This is a genomic window from Streptomyces sp. NPDC053474, from assembly GCF_044544845.1.
Lineage (GTDB): Bacteria > Actinomycetota > Actinomycetes > Streptomycetales > Streptomycetaceae > Streptomyces.
On record NZ_JBITXV010000020.1, the window covers coordinates 129,020 to 147,634 of the forward strand.

An 18,615-nucleotide genomic window follows, 5' to 3' on the forward strand; every position below is an offset into this window, starting at 1 on the left:
GAAGGCCCCTCTTGAGGGGCCTTCTTTGTGTGGGGTGTGGGGAGGGTTCACGTCCCCGCTCGGATGCCTGTGATCGGGTTGGGCGAGGTGGGGGTTTTCGTGGTTTCGGGGGTGTGGGATCGGCCCGTGAGGAGTTCCGCCACCGCTATGCCTGAGACTCGGGTCGCGCCGTGGGTGATCAGGTGGACGGCGCCGAGGGGGACGCCCGTCGGTACGCCCATCTCCACCACGAGGGCGTCGGGGCGGGTGCGCAGGAGGCGGGCGAGGGCCTCGGTCATCCAGCGGTGGCGGGCCGCGTCGCGGACGACCACCACGAGTGCGCGGCCGTCCGCCGGGGTGAGCGCGGCCCGGTCCAGGACGTCGTCGAAACCGTCGAGCTCCAGTTCCGTCAGGCGCACGGACGTCGTGTCGGGGCGCAGCGCGCGCAGCGGATCGGCCACGCCCCAGGGCGTGCCGCCGTCGACAGCCGGGTTCATCACGGGGGACAGCTCCACGACGTGCGGCGCGATGGTGAGGGGGAGGAGGGGTGAGGCCGGGGCGCCCGCCGTTCCCGCCATTCCTGTGCTCCGCGCCGTGACTGCCCTGCTCGTGCTCCTCCGCGCGCCCGGAGCGCCCGCGGCCCCGCACGTATCAGCCGTGGCTGTGGGCCTCGGCGCCCCCGTCGTCTCCAGAGCGGCCCCCGCCCCCGCCTCCTCCTCCCTCCCCGGTCGCACCCGTACCGCGCGCCTCGCCGCGATCAGGCCGATGTCGGAGCCGAGGCCGGTGGCCGTGGCGGCGCGGGAGCGGGCTCCTGACCAGGTGGCGAAGGAGCGTACGCGGGTGCTGGCCTCGGTGAGGCGGTCCTCGGGGAGGGTGCCGTCGTGCACCGCCCGTACGAGCGCGCCCGTGAGGAGGTCGACCGTCGACTCCTCGGCGCGTTCGCCGCCGACGCACACCGCGTCGACGCCACCGGCGACGGCGCGGACCGTGGCGCCGTCGATGCCGTAGCGGTCGGTGACCGCGCCCATCTCGATGCCGTCGGTGACGACCATGCCGTCGAAGCCGAGCTCGCCGCGGAGCAGGTCGTTCAGGATGCGCGGGCTGAGCGTCGCGGGCAGCGCGGGGTCGTACGCGGGCACGAGCAGGTGCGCCGTCATGACGGCCCGTACGCCCGACTCCATCGCGGCGATGAACGGCGGCAGCGCGGTGCGCGCGATCTCCTCGGCGCCGCCGGTGACGCGGGGCAGGCCGAAGTGCGGGTCCACGGAGGTGTCGCCGTGGCCGGGGAAGTGCTTGGCGCAGGCGGCGACCCCGGCGGACTGCAGCCCCCGGACCCAGGCGGCGGTGTGCCGGGAAACGATGTCAGTGCGGGCGCCGAAGGAGCGGACGCCGATGACCGGGTTCAGCGGGTTGGAGTTCACGTCGGCGCTCGGCGCGTAGTTGAGGGAGACGCCCGCCGCGTGCAGTTCGCGCCCGATGTCGCGGGCGACGCGCTCGGTGAGGTCGATGTCGTCCACGGCGCCGAGCGCGAGGTTGCCGGGCCGGGACGCGCCCGTCCAGGCCTCCAGGCGCGTCACGTCCCCCGCCTCCTCGTCGATGGCGACGATCAGGTCGGGGTTCTCGGCGCGCAGGGCGGCGGTGAGGCCCGCGACCTGCTCCGGGTCGACGATGTTCCGGCCGAAGAGGACCACGCCCCCGAGCCCGGCGGCGATCCTGCGGCGCAGCCAGTCGGGGACCTCGGTGGTGCCGACGAAGCCCGGCTGCAGCACGGAGTTGGCGAGCTGCTCCAGCCTCGGGGGACTGCTCGAAACCATGCCGGGACCTCCGATGGGACAGGGGAGCGGGGGGTGGGAGAGCGGGCCGACGCCGTACTGCGCGGTTTGGTACAGGCCAATCGGATGTTGGCTCAGGCCATTTGGGACTGTCAAGGCATGCGAACCGCCAGGAAACGGAAGGTGAACCAGCACATGGCACAGCGGCCTGACCTCGGCCGAAGCACGCGCCGACGCTTGGCCGAAGCGCGCCCCAACGCCCCGGCTGAAGCGCGACGGGACACCTTGCTCGAAGCGCACCCCCGACGCCCCGGCCGAAGCACGCCCCCACACCCCAGCCCAAGCCGACCCGACGCCCAAGCCGAAGCACCCTCCACCCCAGAGGCCACCTTGTACGACACGCGTTCCCGCGATGGAATTCGTGTACGAGCCAGGGGTCGGGCTCCCGCCACCACGCGGCGGGCCGCCCCGGGCCCGACCGCGGCCGAGCTGAGGAGGAAACCCTTGCGACGGTACGAACTTGTCGGACGGCGTGACATCAGGCTGGTCACCGACGCGCCGGTGCCGGAGCCAGGGCCGGGCCAGGTGCTCGTCCGCGTCCGCGCGTGCAGCGTCTGCAACCGCAGCGACCTCGCGTACTACCACTACTACGGCCTCAGGGAGCACTGCGCGACGGGCTGTTACGGCCATGAGATCGCCGGGGTCGTGGAGGCCGTCGGGCCCGGTGTCTCCCGTGTCGCGCCGGGGCGGCGCGTCTTCGTGCGCACCCCGCTGACGTCGGGCTACGCCGAGTTCGCCCTCGCGCGGGAGATAGCCGTCGGCGCGCTGCCGGACTCCGTGCCCTTCGAGCAGGGCTCGATGCTCCAGCTGCTGCCGCTCGCCGTGCACGCCACGCGCGGGGTGCGGTTGGGCGATCGGGTCGTCATCATCGGGCAGGGGCCGGTCGGCCAGATGGCGCTACGGATGGTGGCGCGCCGCGGCGCCGCGCACGTCACCGCCGTCGACCTCGACGCGTGGCGCCTGGAGCGTTCGAGCAGGGCGGGCGCCGACGCGGTGCGCCACGTCGACGGCAGCGCGTCCCGACTGGCCGCCCTCAAGGAGGAGTTCGCCGCGGAAGGGGAGGAGTACGACGTCGCGATCGACGCCGTCGGCACCCCCACCACCCTCAACGCCTGCGTGGGCCTGGTGCGGCAGAACGGCCTCGTCGTGATGCTCGGCACCCACCACGTCGACACGCACGTCACCGTCGACCTCGTGACGTGGGAGCGCAAGGGCCTGCGCGTGCACAGCTCCGCCGAGCCCGTGGACACCGCGCGCGCCGAGGCGCTGGCCGTCGCCGAGCGCCTCGTGCACCGCGACCCCGGGCGGCTGCGCCTGCCCGACCTGCACACCCACACCTATGCCCTCGACGAACTCCCCAAGGCCATGGAGCAGTTGTCCGCCAGCAGGTCGCTGTACCCCGACGCCGAACGCGCCCCGTACGACGGGCCGCCGCCCGAGACCCTGAAGGTCGTCATCGTCCCGTGACGGCGGCCGGACGGTGAGGTGGGCGGTCGCCGGATACGGCGACGTCGTGGAGCGCCGGGTGCTGCCTGCCCTGCGGGCGCTCGGCGAGGAACCGGTGTACCTGTGGGGACGCGACCCGGACCGGGCGGCGCGCGTCGCCGCCCGGCACGGCGTGCGCGGCTCCGGCAGCGACGAGCGCGCGCTGCTCGGCGACGAGGTCGAGGCGGTGTACGTCGCCACGCCAGTGGTGCGCCATGTCCCGCTGGCGCGCGCGGCGCTGGCGGCCGGGCGCCCGGTGCTCGTGGAGAAGCCGCTCGCCGGGGGCCTGGTCCAGGCCGGGGGCGCGGACCTGGAGGGCGGGCCGACCGCCGCCGTCGCGTACTACCGCAGGCTCGCCCCGGCCGTGCGTCGCCTGCGCACGGAGCTGGTGGGCTGGACCCCCGCGCGCGTGGAGGTGCGCTTCCGCTGCGCCTTCGCCCCGGGCCCCGGCCATCCGATGCGCTGGCGCACCGACCCGGCCGTGGCGGGCGGCGGGGTGCTCGCGGACGCGGGCAGCCACCGGCTCGACCTGCTCGTCCTGCTGTTCGGCCGCCCGGACGACGTACGCGGCCTGCTCACGGACCGCTTCCCCGCGGGCGCGGAGCGGCGGGCCGAGGTGGAGCTGGCCTGGGCGTCCGGCCTGCGGGCGCACGTCGTCGCGGAGTGGGGCGACGCGCCGCCCGTGGACCGGTTCGAGGTCGTGGGCGACGGCCGGACCCTGACGCTCGACCCGCTCGACTCGGGCCGCCTCCGCGTGCGCACGGCCCACGGCTCACGGGAGGTGACGCTGCCGTCGGCGTCCAACCCCCACCAGCCGCTGATCGCCGACTTCGTCGCGGCGGTCGCGGCCGGGCGGCCACCGGCGTGCCCGGTGTCGGACGCCCGGATCGTGGACGAGATCATCGCCGCGGCGGGGCGTCCGCGTCCCACCGGGGTCAGCTGAACGTTCCTGCAAGGGCGCCTCAGGCCCCGTCGTCCGCCGACCAGGGCCGCAGCCAGCGTGGGTCGGGGGTGTCGCCCGCGCGGACGAACCGGGTGTCGATGGAGAGCCGCATCGCGTCCGTCGTCGTGTCCAGGGACGCGTGGATGACGCTCGGCACGTGCACCATCAGGTCCCCGGCGGCGAAGTCCGCGTACAGCCAGCGGCGGTCCAGGGTGCGCGCGGTGAACTCCAGGTCGTGGCAGATCTGCCGCCGGTCGTCCGGCCGGTCCGTGGTGTCGCGCAGCGGCTCGTACTCCTCGGGGGGCAGCGTGTGCGAGCCCTCCAGGTACACCAGGGCGCCCGACTCCGGCGGGCAGTCGCCGACCGGGATCCACATCGTGACGACCCGGGGCGAGCCCTCGTCCATGTAGTCCAGGTCGACGTGGGCGCGCGAGGCGCGGGCGGTGCCCCGGTGGAAGTGGCGCAGGATGCGGCGCGGCAGCATCCGGGCGTCGCCCTCCAGGAGGTCGGCGGCCAGCTTGGCGAGCTGGGGGTTGTCGAGGAAGCGGTCGAAGGTCTCGGAGCGCACGAAGTCGTGCGCCGGGTGCCCGGCCACGCCGTGCTCGGGCAGCTCCCTCGGCACCCGGCCGGAGAACACGCCCTCGCGCGGGGTGGTGCCCGGCGCGAAGTAGCCGCGCGGAAGCAGCGAGAAGTACGCGGAGCGCAGCCGGAGCACCTCCTCCGGGTCGAGGAACCCCGGCAGATACAGATAGCCGTCGGCGCGCAGCCGCTCCCGCAGCACGGCGGGGTCCGGCAGGGGCTCCGTGCCGGTGGGGCGCAGCGGGCCGAAGAGCTCGGGCGAAAAGGGTATGGGTACGCCGTTCGACGAGAGGTTCACGAGGGAGTCCTTACGTCAGGGTCGACAGAGCAGTCCTTACGACAGGGGACGGAAGAGCAGTCCTTACGAGCAGGGGGCGAAAGAACAGGAAGGAGAGACGGCGGCGCCGGGCCGGAGGGCTCAAGGCGCAGCCGGAGACGCAGAGCGGATGAGCAGTCAGGAAGAGGCGTGGGTCCGCGTCAGTAGACGCCCTCGACCGCCTCCTCGGTGCCCGCGAGGCCGTCGCGGTGGGGCCGGACGGCGGCCACGCCGTCCCAGGGGAACCACGGATGCGGCCCGGTCCTGATCGCGCTGTCCCGTTCGAGGAGGTTGGGCAGGAAGAGGTCTTCGAGGAGGGTGGTGACGCGCACCCGGCCGCGCTCGCCCTCGGCCACCTCGCGCCACGGATCCTCCGGATCGACGACCTGGAGCACCGCGAAGGGCGGTGGCAGGTGGTACGAGTGGCCGGTGCCCTCGGGCAGCCGGGGCGCGCCCGGCACCGCGTCGGCCTGGAGCGCGTGGCCCGCCAGAGTGTTGCCGTACGTGTCGATCCACTGCACGCCGTCCAGGTGCTCCTGGCGCAGGAACGCGGCCTCGGCGGCGCTGCACGTGGTGCCGCCGGTGCACACCGCGCGGATGCCGTACGTGTGCAGCGGACGCGGCAGGCGCATCGCGAGTTCGAGCAGCAGCCGCGAGGTGGTGAAAAGGAGCGCGGGGCGCTCGGCGGTCAGCAGGGTGAGGGTCTGCTCCACCAGGTGGGAGGTGTACGCGTCGGCCTCGCCGCCCGCGCGCAGCGACGCCTTCACCCAGCGCGGGTCGAAGTCGATGGCGAACACCGCGCCGTGCCAGCTGTCCGCGAGCCCCTCCACGAAGTGCCCGTAGGCGTGCGGGCCGCTCGGCGTCATCGCGAGCACGTCGCCGCCCGCGACGCCGCGCGCCTCAAGGACCGTGCGGTAGACCTCGACGTCGTACGCGAGACGCGTGACGTTGACGATCCGGCAGGGCGCACCGGTCGTGCCGCCCGTCTCGAACACCCGGAACGGGCGGTCCTGGTAGCCGCGCGGGCGCAGGTCGAGGGCGCTCGCGGCCCGCAGCTCGCCCTTGTCGAACAGGCCGAACAGTTCCAGGGCGGCGAAGGAGTCGACGTCCTTGAGCGGGTCGAAGCCGAGCCGGGGCAGCCGCGCCACCCAGAAGGGGGAGCCCGTCTCGGGCGAGAAGTGCCAGCGCATCATGCGCCGCGTCCACGTATCGAGATCCACGGCGAGCTCGGGCACGCGCCCACGCAGCGTGTCGTACAGGGTGGCGAAGGTGACCTGCGGGGTGTGCCCGTCGCGGGCCGTGGTCGTCATGGGCCTCCTCCTAGGAGTGCGGGGTCGGTGGCCGGTGGACGAAGAGGGAGTCGTCGGCGATCGCGCGCCCGGCCTCGGCGGTGGCGCCGAGCACGGCGGCGAACGGGAAGGGCACCTCGTGCCCGACGAGCGGATGACCGACGTCGGACGCGGCGAAGCGGCCGTCGAGCAGGACGAGATGAGGGCGTACGAAGACGTCGCCGCCCGCGCTCTCGACGACCGGGGGCTCGCGGGTGAGCAGCCGGTCACCGGCGCGCAGGCGGGTGCGGACGTCGGCGGTGGCGCGCTCGGCCTCGCCGGGGTCGCGGAAGGCGGTCAGCGGCCAGTCGGGGTCGGCCGGGTCGGGGGCGGGCCCGGGGTGCAGCCCGTCGAGGGCCGCGGCCAGGGCCTTCGCCACCGGTTCGGGGTCGGTGTCGAGGCAGACCACCGTGCGGACGTTGCGGCAGAACCGGCCGGAGTCGGCGGCGACCAGCGGCAGCAGCCAGGCCACCGCGTCGTCCACCGGCAGGTCGGGCGGCACCAGGGCGCAGCCGCGCCCGGGCCCGTGCAGGGTGAGGGTGGGCGCGTCCCGCATCGAGGCGGCGAGCCCGGCGCCGCCGTACACGACGTGCCGGTCGGTGAGCTTCACCAGGCCGTGCAGGTCGCGTTGCCCGGTCGGGTACAGGCCGATGCGCTCCGCGGGCCAGTCCGCCGCGAGCAGCGCCGCGACCAGGCGGGCCGCCGACAGCGGTTCGCGGCGGCTCGGCCGCACCCACACGGCGGCCGACCGCTCGGCCTGGTCGAGCACGGAGTCCAGGCAGGTGAAGGTGTTGCCGGGCAGCGCGACCAGGGCGAGCGCGGCGTCGCTGTCCGGGACCTCGCGGTGGGCCACGCCGTCGGCCAGCAGCGCGCACCAGCGCTCGACGAGCGGGCCGGGGAGCCCCGCGCTCTCCCACAGCGCGCCGCGGAAGGCCGCCGCGCTCTGCGGGCCGAGGCCGCCCACGGTCACCGTGCCGTGCGCGAACAGCTCCAGGGCGGCGCGGATCCGGGCGCGGCGGTCGGTCAACGGCGGCAGCGCCGCCCGGGCCGACCGCCACCAGCGGCGGTCGGCGTGCGCCACGATCTCCGGTACGAGCGCGAGGCGCCGCGCGGGGGAGCCCGGCAGGGCCGCGGTGTCCAGGGACTCCTGCCAGCCGCCCCGGCGGAAGGCCGAGACGACGGGCGTGCGCTGTGGCGCGGCGGTCATGACAGCTCCTCGCGCAGCGCGGCGACCACCCGCGTCTGCTCGGCCCGGGTGAGCGTCGGGTACAGCGGCAGGGCGATGTGGTGGCGCGCGAACCAGCGGGCCTGCTCGTACGGGCCCTCGGCGTCCGCGGGCGGCGCCGCGTCGGCGAAGTACGGCTGGTCGCACAGCAGATGGTCGTAGACCTCGCCCGCCAGGGCCACGCCGTGCCGCTCGCGCAGCCGCTTCTTCAACAGCGACCGGTCGACGGGACCCTCCGGGTAGGCCAGGTACTTGTAGTAGTTGCTGCGCGCCTCGGACGGCACCGCGTGGGCCCGCAGGCCCGGCACGTCGGCGAGCAGCTCGTCGTAGGCGAGGGCGAGGTCGCGGCGGGCCGCGAGGGTACGGTCGAAGCGCTCCAGGTCGACCGTGCCGACGGCGGCGTGCAGCTCGCTCATGCGCCAGTTGCCGCCGGGCCGGTCGTGCAGCGTGGAGCCCTGTGCGCTCTTGCCGTGGTCGCGCCAGCGCCGCACCTGCTCGGCGTCGGCGGCGGTCGCGCCGCCGGGGGTGTCGGGCCGCGCGCAGGTGACCAGGCCGCCCTCGCCGCTGACCGCGACCTTCGTGGGGAAGAAGGAGAACGCCCCGAACCGACCGAAGGAACCAGCGAACCGGCCGTTCAGAGTGGCCCCGAGCGCGTGCGCGGCGTCCTCCACGACCGGTACGCCCCGCTCCGCGCAGAGCGCGAGCACCTCGGTGAGGGACGGGGCCACGATGCCGCCGATGTGCACGGGCAGGACCGCCGCCGTGTCCGGGTGGCGCTCCAGCGCGGCCCGCAGCGCGCCCGGGTCCAGGCCGAGCCCGTCCAGCTCGATGTCCACGAACCGCACGGCGGCGCCCGCCCGCACGGCGGCCGCCGCCGTCGCGAAGAACGTGTTCACCGGCACGAGCACGGTGCGGTTCGCCACGCCGATGACCCGCAGGGCGATCTCCAGGGCCGCCGCGCCGGACGCCACGGCCACGCCCTCGGCGCCCGTCCAGGTCCGCGAGAGCTCCTCGAAGCGGGCCAGTTCGGGGCCCTGGGTGAGATGGCCCGTGGCGAGCGCCGCGTCCACGCGGTCCAGGACCGCGCGCCGGTCCGCGACGTCGAAGTGGATGCGCTGCGCGGGGACGTCGGCGGGCGCGGCGGGCCCCGACAGGGTCCGCGTGAAGAAGGCGGCGGCGTGGCCCACGTGCGTGCCGTGGCCCATCGCCAGCTCGTGGACCTCCAGGTCGCCCCCGGCCGCCGCGTAGGCGCGGCGGACGGCGTCGGCCGCGGCGCGCGCGTCGGCCGGTTCCAGGAAGGAGTCGGCGGTGCCGTACTGGAGCTGGAGCGGGGCCGGGGCGAGCGCGCCGTACAGGTCGGCCAGGTCCGCGTACTCCAGGATGCCCGGCAGGACGGCACCTTCGTAGCCGGTGAGCAGCCGGGCGAACAGGGCCGGGTAGCTGCCCAGATGGCTGGCCGCGCAGACCGGCAGGGGCCGCGGCGCGAGCAGCGCGCAGTGCAGGGCGACCGCCGCGCCCAGGCTGTGCCCGAACACGCCGACGCGGCCGGGGTCGGCCCACGGGTGCGCGGCGAGCACGTCCAGGGCGCCGAGCGCGTCGCCGATGAGCGCGCCGAGCAGCGAGCGGCCCGTCAGGGCGAAGGCGTGCGCGAGGAGGGCGCCCTCGTCCCGCCCCGCGCGGCGCTCCTCGTCGAGGCCACCGCCGATGCCGTGCTCGAAGGACAGCGTGACGAACCCGGCGCGGGCGAGGTGCTCGGCGACGTTCCGGTCGGGAAAGTCCGGAGGCGTCTCGCCGGTGAGCTGTTCCATCCGAGCGTTCTTGCCGCCGAGGACCAGGACCGCGGGGAGGGGCGGGCCCGCGTCCGCGGGGGCGGTGACGGTGCCGTGGAAGGTGCCGCGCAGGGGGGAGGCGAAGGCCAGCCGCTCGCGGCGCAGGCCGTCCGCGGTGGTCGTGGCGGTGCTTGTCGTGGTCAGGGGGGTGCGCTCGACGCGGGCCAGGCGCTGCACGACGGCGCGGAGTTCGCGGGACCAGGGGGCGTGGGGCGGGGCGAAGCGCAGGGTCGGCCCGGCGCTGAGCAGCTGGTGCAGGTGGGTGGTCTGCATGCGGGTTTCGTTCGCTCCTGTGGGTGCGGGTGGTGGGCCTTCGCGGGGCGCCCCAGGCCCGCCCCTTCTCCGAAGCCGGGGGCTGCGCGCCCCCGGGCCCCGCTGGGTCGCGCCGCGCGCTCGCCCGGGGTGCGGGGCCGGGCCCGACCCGCCCTGAGGCCAGGGCGGGTGGGGAGGACGGCTCAGACGAAGTCGGCGTGCAAGGTCTCGGGGACCTCGACCGCGTAGGCGTCCAGCGCCTCGTCCAGCTTGATCTGGCCCCGCTTGAGCAGTTCGAGGAGCTCGTTCTGCGGCCGGTAGAAGCAGGACTTGCACAGGTCCGTGCGGCGCGGGTTGGAGGCCTCCCACTCGGCGCGCGGGCCGCCCTCCAGGACCTGGGGGTACCCGAGGTCGACGACGTCGCCGATGCGGTAGCGGCTGTTGAGGTGCACCTGCGGGCACGGGTACAGATGGCCGTCGGCCCCGACGGCGGTCACGAAGCGGCTGTAGTGGCAGCGCTCGAAGTCGCCCTCGACCTCCTCGACCTGGTCCATCGGGCCGCGGTCGAGCTTGGGCACCGACACCTCGAAGGAGTCCGTGGACAGCGCGGCGGCCGCGACGAGGGAGTCCGAGATCTCCGCCATGACGGTCTCGATGGTCTCGTGCCCCATCGCGCTGTAGAACTCGGGCTCGAAGCGGACGTAGTGCGCCCCGGACTCGTGGGCGATGCGGGCCGCCGACAGGATCTCGCGGTAGTTCTGCATCGTGATCACGTAGTTGAACCCGATGCGGAAGTCCGGTGCGACGGCGTTCGCGCGCAGGTGGCCGATGTTGTCGATGAACTTCGAGAACGTCTGCTCACGGTCGCGCGTGATGTCGTTGAACGTGGCTTCCGTGCCCGCGTTCATGCCGACCCGCACCCAGGTGTGGGTGTTGATGACGGTGTCGGCGACCTTCGGACGGCCGAGCCGGGAGCCGTTGGTGATCAGGCCGATGTGCAGGCCCACGTCGTGCCCGGCGTTGCAGATGTCCGCGTAGCCCGGGTGGATGGTGCACTCGCCGCTGCCGCAGAAGGTCACGGCGCGGCCGTCGTTCTCGGCGAACTCCTTGAGGAGGTTGATCGCCTTGTCGGTGGTGATGGAGTCCTTGAACGAGAACAGGTCGTAGAACTGCTCCTCGTTCGGCGAATGGAAGTTGCAGAAATTGCAACGCATATTGCAGGCGCCCATGATGCCGATCCGCATGTGGACCGGTTTGATCTCCTCGTCCGCGACGAATCGGCGGAGCAGCTCGCCGTGGGCCAGGACTTTCTGCGGAGAGTGTGCTTGATCGAGACTGACGTCGGGGAGGCCCTCGCCGTTCCGGGGCGCGGCCATTGCGATATCGCGGGCACCTTCAGTGCTGTTCACGAACTCCTCCACACGCTTTTGGCGGTGTTTAGCGTTGTCCGAGCGACCTTGGTGACGGTAGGAGAGCGCTTCCAGAAGTGTCAATGGGTCTAGACAACCAGGAAGTTGAGTAAACATCTACCGCGCCGTCGGTTCCGGCCAAATGTGCTGAGCACGTGTTCGTGTCATGTGCCAATGGAAGAAGGGCTGGTGGGACGAGGTCACTTAGGCGGGCCTCAGCGGGATGGATGAGCCGTGGACTTCGCGGGCAGGGGTACGTGAACGTGTCCTCGAAAGTCCGGTACGTCTTCCCCGGCCCGCCGCGCCCTTGCGCCGGGTACTCGATCACCGGTATGGGCTTGCAGATCGGCCACTGACGCGTCTCGGGCGACTGCTCGAAGGCGTACGTACCCGCCGCGCCCTGAAGGCAGTTGGTGCACAGCAGGCGCCCGTCCCGCTCGACGATGCCCGCGTTGATGAGGGTGTTGTATACGTCGTCCTTCGTGGGCGTGCGCGCCGGAGCGGGCGTCCCTTCGCCGCTCCCGGCCTTCTCGTTTGCTTCGGAGTACGACCTGTCGTACGCGTTGGACAGCAGCGTGAACGCGTCGTGGTACATGATCGCGTAGCCGTCGTCGAGGGGCTTCTCGCCGATGCGGTACCGCTCGTCGAGGTCGTGGAAGATCCGCAGGAAGCCGCCGAGGCCCGCCGGGGCGCCCTGGGCGGGCAGCCCGCGCGGCGTCCACCAGGCGGGTGTGACCGAGGCCGCCGCGACGATCCTGGTCTTCGTTTCCCGCAGCATCCCGGTGAGTTCGTCCGTGGTCAGTGTCGGCTCCAGGCCGATGCCGACTTTCAGAATGCGCAGGGGGCTGCGGCGGTCGCAGGACGACTCCTGTGACAGGCGTTTCACGAGTGCGGGCAGGTCCTGGTCGCGGCCCGCGAAGAACACCGTGTCGGATTCGGTGAGGCAGATCTTCTGGGCGGCGGACTGGAATCGCTGCGGGATGCCGGCGGCGGGCCCGGTCGAGCCGAGGAAGGAGGCCGAGCGCTGGCGCAGCCCGTAGGCCTTGCCGAATTTCTTCTGGAGCAACCGGTGGAGATTGCGCGAGTACACGTCGTCCGGACGGCTGTCGTATACAAGGAACCCTTTCCTGGCGCCCCGGTTCCGCTTCAAATAGTGATCGAGCGCGTCCACGAACATGCTGTTGTTCGGTGAGGTCTTGAAGAAGTACGGGGCGTTCATGTCGGCGGAGGTGATGACCGGGCCCACGGTCGCGATGCGCCGCGCGCTCAGCTCCTTCATCGCGTCCCGGGTCTCGGGCGTGCTGCTCGGCAGGCCCATCACCCCGACGAGCGGCGAGCGCCGGTCGTCCACCAGGCCGGTCAGGTCGTCGACGACGGGCCGCCACTGGTCCAGGTCCTTGCCGTCGGGGGCCAGCAGGAGCTGGTAGTGCGGCCCGCCGCCGCTGTTGGCCTTGAGCTGGGCGGCGTGCGCGCCCGCCAGGGCACGGCGGATCATCGCCGCCGTCATGGCGCTCGCCTCGTCCGACGTGAACGGCATCATCAGCGCGATCCGCCCGTACGGCATGGGGGCCTGCCCCTGCTCCGGGTCCTCCCAGGCGCGCTCGACCCGGGCGTTCTCGTCGGCGACGGCCCGGATGAGGCCGTCGAGGTCCTCGTCCCCGGCGAAGGCGCTCTGGGTGACGCCCACGCACTCCCCGCCGTGCTTGCTCAGGCCGCCCGGGCAGTCCTCGGGGCGCAGCAGCAGGTAGACGACCACGCCGACGGCGATCAGGACCAGCGGCACCACGATCGCGACGGCCTTGTCGAGGGGGCCGAACCCGTTGCGGCGGCGGCTCAGACGCATGCTTCCTCACAGTTCGGGCAGCGGCAGGGGGCGCTTGTCGCGGGCGGCGGCGGGCCAGGTCCGCGCGGCCTGGCCGAGCACGGCGCGCCAGGTGCGGTGGCGCAGCGAGAGGAACGCGAGCTCGGCGCCGATGTCGTCGCACAGGTCGGCTTCCGGCTCGGCCGTGGCGTCGGACAGGTACCACAGGCCGTGCAGCAGCCGGTTGATGCAGCGGTCGATCTCGTCTATGTCGCGGTAGCGGTCGTCGTGCGCGCCCGCGGCCATCGCGGCCCGCTCGTCGTCCCAGTCGGCCGCGGGCGGCGCCGGGGCAGTGGCCGCGTACCGCAGACAGGTCAGCCAGCGCAGCGCGCTGAGCCGGTCCTGCTCGGCCTGGAACTCCTCGGAGAGCGCGGCCACCACGGTCTTCGCGTCCCCGGCGGCGAGCGTGTGCCGCAGCGCGTCGGCCTCGCTGTCCTCGCCGCGCGTGGTGTGGTGGCGGCGCAGGAAGCCGTGCATCTCCTGCCAGCCGCGGCGCGACCCGGTGCCCCGCGAGGTGCGCCGGGCCTCGTGCACGAGCAGCGTGTGCAGCAGCGGATCGGCGGCGAGCGGCCGGTCCTGCGGGGTGTCCCGCTGCCAGTGCTCGGCCTCCAGATAGTCGGCGGCGGCGTTCGCGGGCAGCTGCTCGGGGCCCTCCAGGCGCAGATGCGCGGCGAGGGCCTGCGCGGCCGTGCTGTCGCGGGCCAGCGAGAGCGGGACGAGCCGGGCGCGCTGGTGCGGCGACGGAAGCAGCCGCTCCAGGATCGCCTCGGAGACCGGGCGGCCGTCCCGGGTGGTCAGGTCGAGCAGATCGCGCGGGGCGAGCGGGGCCGCGGCGGGCCCGGCCCGGGACGCGTGCTCCAGGACGGCGTCGCACAGGACGCGCCCGGCGAGCGGATGCCCGCCGGTCAGGGTGTGCAGGGCGGACGCCAGATACGGGTGCAGCGGGGCGGACGCGGCGTCCAGCATCAGCAGGACGTCGTCGCGGCTGAGCGGGGTGAGCTCCACCACCACCAGGCCCGCGGACGGCGCGTGCCCCGCGCGCCGCCAGCCCGTGGTCGTCACCAGGTCGGGCAGGTCGCGGTGGAGGGCCTCGGTGGCGTCCGGGGGCGCGTCGCCGAGGCGGGTGGCGACGACCACCAGCGGGTCGTGGCGGGCGGCGCCGGGCCGGGCCCGGTACTCCAGGACGAGGTCGAGCAGGCGCGCCCCGGCGGGGGAGTGCGTGTTGTCGAGCAGGACGAGCGGACGCGGGTCGCGGTTCAGGCGCTGCCACCGGGTGCGGGCGGCGGCCACGTCCTCCAGGAAGGCGTGCACGAGGGTCTGCTCGGCGGCGTGCCGGTAGTCGCCGCCCCGGTGGAACCAGTCGGCGAGGCGGACCAGCCCCTCAAGCCCGCCGGGGCCGCCGGGGCCGCCCGGGCCGCCCGGGCCGTCGGGGGCGGCGGCGGAGGCCTCGGGCGTCTCGGCGTACCGGTCCTGGTACCACTGGCGCAGCGGGGCGCTGCCGCGGGCGCGGGCGTACCGCTCGAAGTACTCGGCGAGTACGGCGCGCACGACGGCGTGGGAACCGCCCCGCGCCCCGGCTTCGGCGCCCGCCCCGGCTTCGGCCTCCGACCCCGCCCCGGCCGCAGCAGCACCCACCCCGGCCGAGGCCCCCGCCCCCGCGAGCCGCGCCCGCACCCGTGTCTCCCACGTCTGCGCGACCCCCGGCTCCGGCCCCGACTCCAGGCGGCAGGCCAGCAGCAGCCGGGCGACGCGCGCGGTGGCGCGGGCCCGCTCCGCGCCGTCGGCGTACCCGCCGTACACGGCGACGAGGCCCGGCAGGAGCAGCGGGAAGCGTCGGCTCAGGTCGGGGGCCAGGGAGCACACCAGCTCCTCCAGGAGTTCGACGACGAGGCCCTGCGCCGCGGTGTCGACGCGGGCGAGCGGCAGCCGCCCCGCGTAGTGCCGCTCCAGGGCCGCGAGGACGGCGGTGCGCCCCATGCCGTGCCGCCCGGTGAGCAGCACCACCGGCAGGTCCTTGTCGTGCTCCCAGGGCACGCGGGCGCGTTCGGCGTAGGCGAGGCCGGTGAGCCGGGGGACGAGGTGGTGCAGAAGCGGGTCGCGTGCGTACAGCCGAGGCGTTTCGGATGGGTGCATCTCGCCGGAAACCGCTCCTGTCCGTCGCTGTCTGCCGCTGCCGTCCGTCCGCTCGCGCCGGGGCCGAGGGCGTCCTCCTCGCCGGTGTCCACCACCTCGTGTCAACTGCCGTGAAGGTCAAAGAAGTTACACCTCCCGCACGCCCCTGGCCAGGACATTGCGGGCAGGGGGCCGGGGCCTCAGGACCGCGGCCGGACCGTGAGCTCCACCCCCGCGGGCACCTCCCCGGCCACCTCGCCCGGGTAGTCGAGGCGCACCCGGCGCAGCGCGCGCAGGCCCGCGAGGTGCACCAGGTCCACGGTGTCGAAGAGCGTCAGGTGCAGCTCCTCCAGGCCCGGCAGGCGGCGGGCGATCCGCCGCAGGGACACCGACGCGCCGGGGCGCGCCCGCACCTCCAGGCGCGTCAGCTGCGGGATGCGCGCGCCGGGCGGGAACAGCATGATGCTCAGCTGCTCGTGGGACAGGCGCAGCGAACGGAGGGCGGGCAGCCGGGCGAGCAGCGCGTCCCAGTCGTCGGGCCGCAGCCGGTCGCTCGCGTTGTGCAGCCGCAGCTCGCGCAGTTCCGTCAGGTCCGTGACGGCGGCCAGCTCCACGGTGTCCGGGGGCAGCGAGAGGAGCCGCAGCGCGCCGGGCCGCGGCAGGTCGCGCAGGCCCCGCCACGGCACGGCCGCGCCGAGCAGCAGCTCCTCCAGGCTCGGGCAGGCCGAGAGCCGGGCGAGCGGCTCCAGTTGGGGCAGGTCGGCGAGGGTGAGCCGACGAAGGCGCGGGAGGCGGGTCAGCGGCGCGGTGTCGCTGACGGCACGGCAGCCGTGCAGGGCGAGCGTCTCCAGGGCGGGGAACGCGGCGAGGAAGTCGAGGCCGGTGAGGCGCAGATTGCCGCGCAGGCGCAGCTCGCGCAGCGTGCCGGGGGCGAGCGCGCCCAGGATGTCCCGCTCGCTGAAGTCACCTTGCAGTGCCACGCGTTCGTATCCGGACAGGGCGCTCAGGGCCTTCAGTTCGGCGGGCGAGCGCACGGTGACGGCCTCGCCCGCCCCGGCGGCGAGCAGGGGCCGCACGATCTCCTCGGCGTAGGCGTCGGTGTCGAAGCGGTCCCAGTGGGCGAGGAGCTGGGCGCGCACCGCGGGCTGCGGCGTGGCCAGGAAGTCGCGGAGCCGGGCGAGCGCCGCGTCGCCGCCGATGCGGCAGATGGCGTGCACCGTCGTCACCTCGGCGTCGCCGCTCAGGGCGTCGGCGGCGGGCAGCAGGCCGAGCAGCAGCGTGCCGGTCTCGGCGAGGGCCCGCGCCTCGCGCATGGTGCGCGGCGGCAGGAGCTGCGCGGCCCGCTCCTCGACGGTGGCGCGGACGGCGGGGTCGAGCCGGGTCGCCTGGTCGAGCGAGGCGAGGGCGAGGAGGCGGAGCCGGGTGCGCACCCCGTCGTCCTCCTCGCGGTCGGCCCGGCCCGTCAGCCGCGTCAGGAGCTCGGCGCGTTCGTCGGGCCGGGCCTGGGCGACGGCCATCTGCACGACGTCCTCCCAGGGGTCCAGGTGCGCGTGCGCGACGAGCGCCCCGATGTCGTGCTCCTCCAGGGCGGCCTTCGCGCCGAGGAAGTCCTGGAAGGTGCGGTGGATGAAGTCCACGGCGTCCGCGGCCGGTTCGCGAAGCAGCCCCGAGCGGTCCAGGAGCAGCCGCAGCACGTCCTCGGCGCTCCCGGCCCGGGCCAGCTGCGGCACCGAGGGGCGCAGCTTCTCCAGGAGGTCGACGGCGGTCTGCCGCTTCAGCCGGGTCCGCTCGTTGCGGATCAGCCAGTACGCGAACCGCTTCAGCGGCTCCGTCGCGGACTTCTCGTCCAGCTTCGGCGGGAGCCTGCCGTACAGGTCGCGCTCGCGGTCGCGGCGCTCCAGGAGCATCGAGAGCGCCGCCTCGTACAGCGCCACCCGCCCCTGTGGCAGGAAGCCCCTGCGCTCGCGGTGCAGGGCGCAGATCAGCGCGCACAGCAGCGGGTTGGTGGCGAGGTGGCTCAGCTCCGGGCTGGCGCGCACCGACCGCAGCAGGGTGGTGGCGAGCTCCTCGTCCGCGCCCGCGGCCTCGTGCCAGCGCCGCACGAACCGCCGGACGTCCCCGGGCCGCATCGGCGTGAGCGTGAACTCGCGGAACCCCTCGCGGCCCAGCCAGTCCCGGGGCAGCGCCGAAGGGCGGGTGGTGACGAGCCACAGATTGCCGGGGAAGGCGGCGTGCAGGGTGGCGAGCCAGGCCCGCGCGCGGGGGCGCTCCGCCTCCGGGATCTCGTCCACGCCGTCGATGAGGAGCACGCCCCGGCCCGCCTGGAGGACCCGCACCGCCCACCCCGCGGGCTCGGTGCCCGTCAGGGGGCAGCCGATCCAGCGCAGGAAGCCGTCGGGCACGGGCAGTTCGGCGTCCTCGCGGGCGAGGGTGCGCAGCGGCAGCACGAACGGCACCCGGCCGAGGAGCTGCGGCAGATGTCCGGGCACCGCCTCCTGCCGGGCGGTGGTGAGGGCGAGCCACTGCACCAGGGTGGTCTTGCCGGTGCCCGCGACGCCGCGCAGCAGGACCCGGTCGTGCCCGGCGAGCGCGGCCTCGACCGGGCCGGTGGCGCGCTCGGAGTCGGGGTCGGCGCCGCCGGGGTCGCCGTCGGCGTAGCCGTTGCCGGACCCGGGCACCGGCTCGGCCGGGTCGCGCGCGGGCACCGCCTCCAGGCTCAGATAGGCGGTCTCCAGGGGCCAGGCCTGGCTCTGCGCGTCGTGCAGGTCCACGCCGTGGAGGGTCAGGGTGCTGTGCTGGGCGGCGACGTAGCGGGCGTAGCGCGCTTCGAAGGCGGTGTCCTCGACGGCGGTGGCGGGCAGCCGCTCCAGGAGCAGCCGCAGCTGCTCCTGCTGCTCGCTCAGGGCGCGGCGCAGCTCGACCTGGGTACGGGCCTCGAAGCCGGGGCGCTTGCTGAACTCGTGGACCAGGTGCAGGCAGGCGGTGACGAGCAGCCGGTCGTGCAGGTGCGCTGCGTCGGCGCTCAGCAGCGCCCGGGTCTCCGGGGAGCTGGCCCGCACCAGGGCCTCGGCGAGCTTCCGCGGGCCGAGGCCGAAGGCCTGGACGTCGTCCATGTCGAGGTCGCCGAGGGCGCGCAGGGTGTGGCCGAGCGCGTAGCCCACGGCGTTCTGCTCGTCGGGGGCGATGGGCGCCTCGTGCGGGCCCGCCGCGCGGACGGCGCGGCGCACCAGCTCCCGCGCGAGCTGGTAGAGGTCGGCCTCGCTGAGGGTGCGGCGGTCGCCGGTGAAGGACAGGAGCCTGCCGAGCCGCACCGGCCGCTCGCCGAACTCCGCGCCGGGGCCGCCCTTCGGCGGCAGCAGGAGGCGCTTCACGAGCGGCACCACGACCGAAGCCGCGATCCGTAGGCCCGCTGTCGTGCCCGCGTCCACCCCAGCCCCCTCTGCGGTCGCCCTTCCGGGTCCCGGC

Annotated in this window: 11 protein-coding genes; 2 read left to right on the top strand and 9 right to left on the bottom strand. The window is 74.6% G+C overall.

Annotation, left to right across the window (positions count from 1 at the left end; translation table 11 throughout):
* Window positions 1–47: 47 nt before the first annotated feature.
* Complete coding sequence (locus ACIG3E_RS35660; protein WP_399624230.1) at window positions 48–1,793, bottom strand: glycoside hydrolase family 3 protein; 1,746 nt, start codon at window positions 1,791–1,793, stop codon at window positions 48–50.
* A gap of 462 nt (window positions 1,794–2,255) precedes the next feature.
* Between ACIG3E_RS35660 and ACIG3E_RS35665 the strand changes: the two genes are divergently transcribed.
* Together ACIG3E_RS35665 and ACIG3E_RS35670 are read left to right on the top strand one after the other, a co-directional pair.
* Complete coding sequence (locus ACIG3E_RS35665) at window positions 2,256–3,278, top strand: zinc-binding dehydrogenase (RefSeq protein WP_399624232.1); 1,023 nt, start codon at window positions 2,256–2,258, stop codon at window positions 3,276–3,278.
* 13 nt (window positions 3,279–3,291) lie between these two features.
* The gene (locus ACIG3E_RS35670) at window positions 3,292–4,239 is read left to right on the top strand and encodes a Gfo/Idh/MocA family protein (protein WP_399624234.1); all 948 of its coding nucleotides are present in this window, start codon (window positions 3,292–3,294) and stop codon (window positions 4,237–4,239) included.
* A gap of 19 nt (window positions 4,240–4,258) precedes the next feature.
* Here ACIG3E_RS35670 and ACIG3E_RS35675 read toward each other — a convergent pair whose 3' ends face one another.
* The 8 genes from ACIG3E_RS35675 to ACIG3E_RS35710 form a co-directional block, all read right to left on the bottom strand.
* Complete coding sequence (locus tag ACIG3E_RS35675) at window positions 4,259–5,116, bottom strand: phytanoyl-CoA dioxygenase family protein (RefSeq protein ID WP_399624237.1); 858 nt, start codon at window positions 5,114–5,116, stop codon at window positions 4,259–4,261.
* Window positions 5,117–5,295: 179 nt separating this feature from the next.
* Window positions 5,296–6,444 carry a hypothetical protein gene (locus ACIG3E_RS35680; RefSeq protein WP_399624239.1) on the bottom strand — a complete coding sequence of 383 codons (1,149 nt, stop codon included), beginning with the start codon at window positions 6,442–6,444 and terminating at the stop codon, window positions 5,296–5,298.
* A gap of 10 nt (window positions 6,445–6,454) precedes the next feature.
* Window positions 6,455–7,669, bottom strand: coding sequence for a hypothetical protein (locus ACIG3E_RS35685; RefSeq protein ID WP_399624241.1), 1,215 nt, complete (start codon window positions 7,667–7,669; stop codon window positions 6,455–6,457).
* The gene (locus ACIG3E_RS35690) at window positions 7,666–9,789 is read right to left on the bottom strand and encodes a DegT/DnrJ/EryC1/StrS family aminotransferase (RefSeq protein ID WP_399624242.1); all 2,124 of its coding nucleotides are present in this window, start codon (window positions 9,787–9,789) and stop codon (window positions 7,666–7,668) included. The genes ACIG3E_RS35685 and ACIG3E_RS35690 overlap by 4 nt, the downstream gene beginning before the upstream one ends.
* A 182-nt stretch (window positions 9,790–9,971) precedes the next feature.
* Window positions 9,972–11,144, bottom strand: a complete 1,173-nt coding sequence (locus tag ACIG3E_RS35695) for a radical SAM protein (protein WP_399624244.1) — start codon at window positions 11,142–11,144, stop codon at window positions 9,972–9,974.
* Window positions 11,145–11,205: 61 nt separating this feature from the next.
* The gene (locus ACIG3E_RS35700) at window positions 11,206–13,020 is read right to left on the bottom strand and encodes an ABC transporter substrate-binding protein (protein WP_399624246.1); all 1,815 of its coding nucleotides are present in this window, start codon (window positions 13,018–13,020) and stop codon (window positions 11,206–11,208) included.
* Between the two features lie 6 nt (window positions 13,021–13,026).
* Entirely contained in the window at window positions 13,027–15,171 is a 2,145-nt protein-coding gene (locus ACIG3E_RS35705; protein WP_399624248.1) for an ATP-binding protein, read from the bottom strand.
* 179 nt (window positions 15,172–15,350) lie between these two features.
* Complete coding sequence (locus ACIG3E_RS35710; RefSeq protein ID WP_399624250.1) at window positions 15,351–18,578, bottom strand: NACHT domain-containing protein; 3,228 nt, start codon at window positions 18,576–18,578, stop codon at window positions 15,351–15,353.
* Window positions 18,579–18,615 lie beyond the last annotated feature (37 nt).

Coding starts and splice junctions, on each gene's coding strand:
- ACIG3E_RS35660 (WP_399624230.1), bottom strand. CDS start 1,793: ATGGTTTCGAGCAGTCCCCCGAGGCTGGAGCAGCTCGCCAACTCCGTG.
- ACIG3E_RS35680 (WP_399624239.1), bottom strand. CDS start 6,444: ATGACGACCACGGCCCGCGACGGGCACACCCCGCAGGTCACCTTCGCC.
- ACIG3E_RS35685 (WP_399624241.1), bottom strand. CDS start 7,669: ATGACCGCCGCGCCACAGCGCACGCCCGTCGTCTCGGCCTTCCGCCGG.
- ACIG3E_RS35690 (WP_399624242.1), bottom strand. CDS start 9,789: ATGCAGACCACCCACCTGCACCAGCTGCTCAGCGCCGGGCCGACCCTG.
- ACIG3E_RS35695 (WP_399624244.1), bottom strand. CDS start 11,144: ATGGCCGCGCCCCGGAACGGCGAGGGCCTCCCCGACGTCAGTCTCGAT.
- ACIG3E_RS35700 (WP_399624246.1), bottom strand. CDS start 13,020: ATGCGTCTGAGCCGCCGCCGCAACGGGTTCGGCCCCCTCGACAAGGCC.
- ACIG3E_RS35705 (WP_399624248.1), bottom strand. CDS start 15,171: ATGCACCCATCCGAAACGCCTCGGCTGTACGCACGCGACCCGCTTCTG.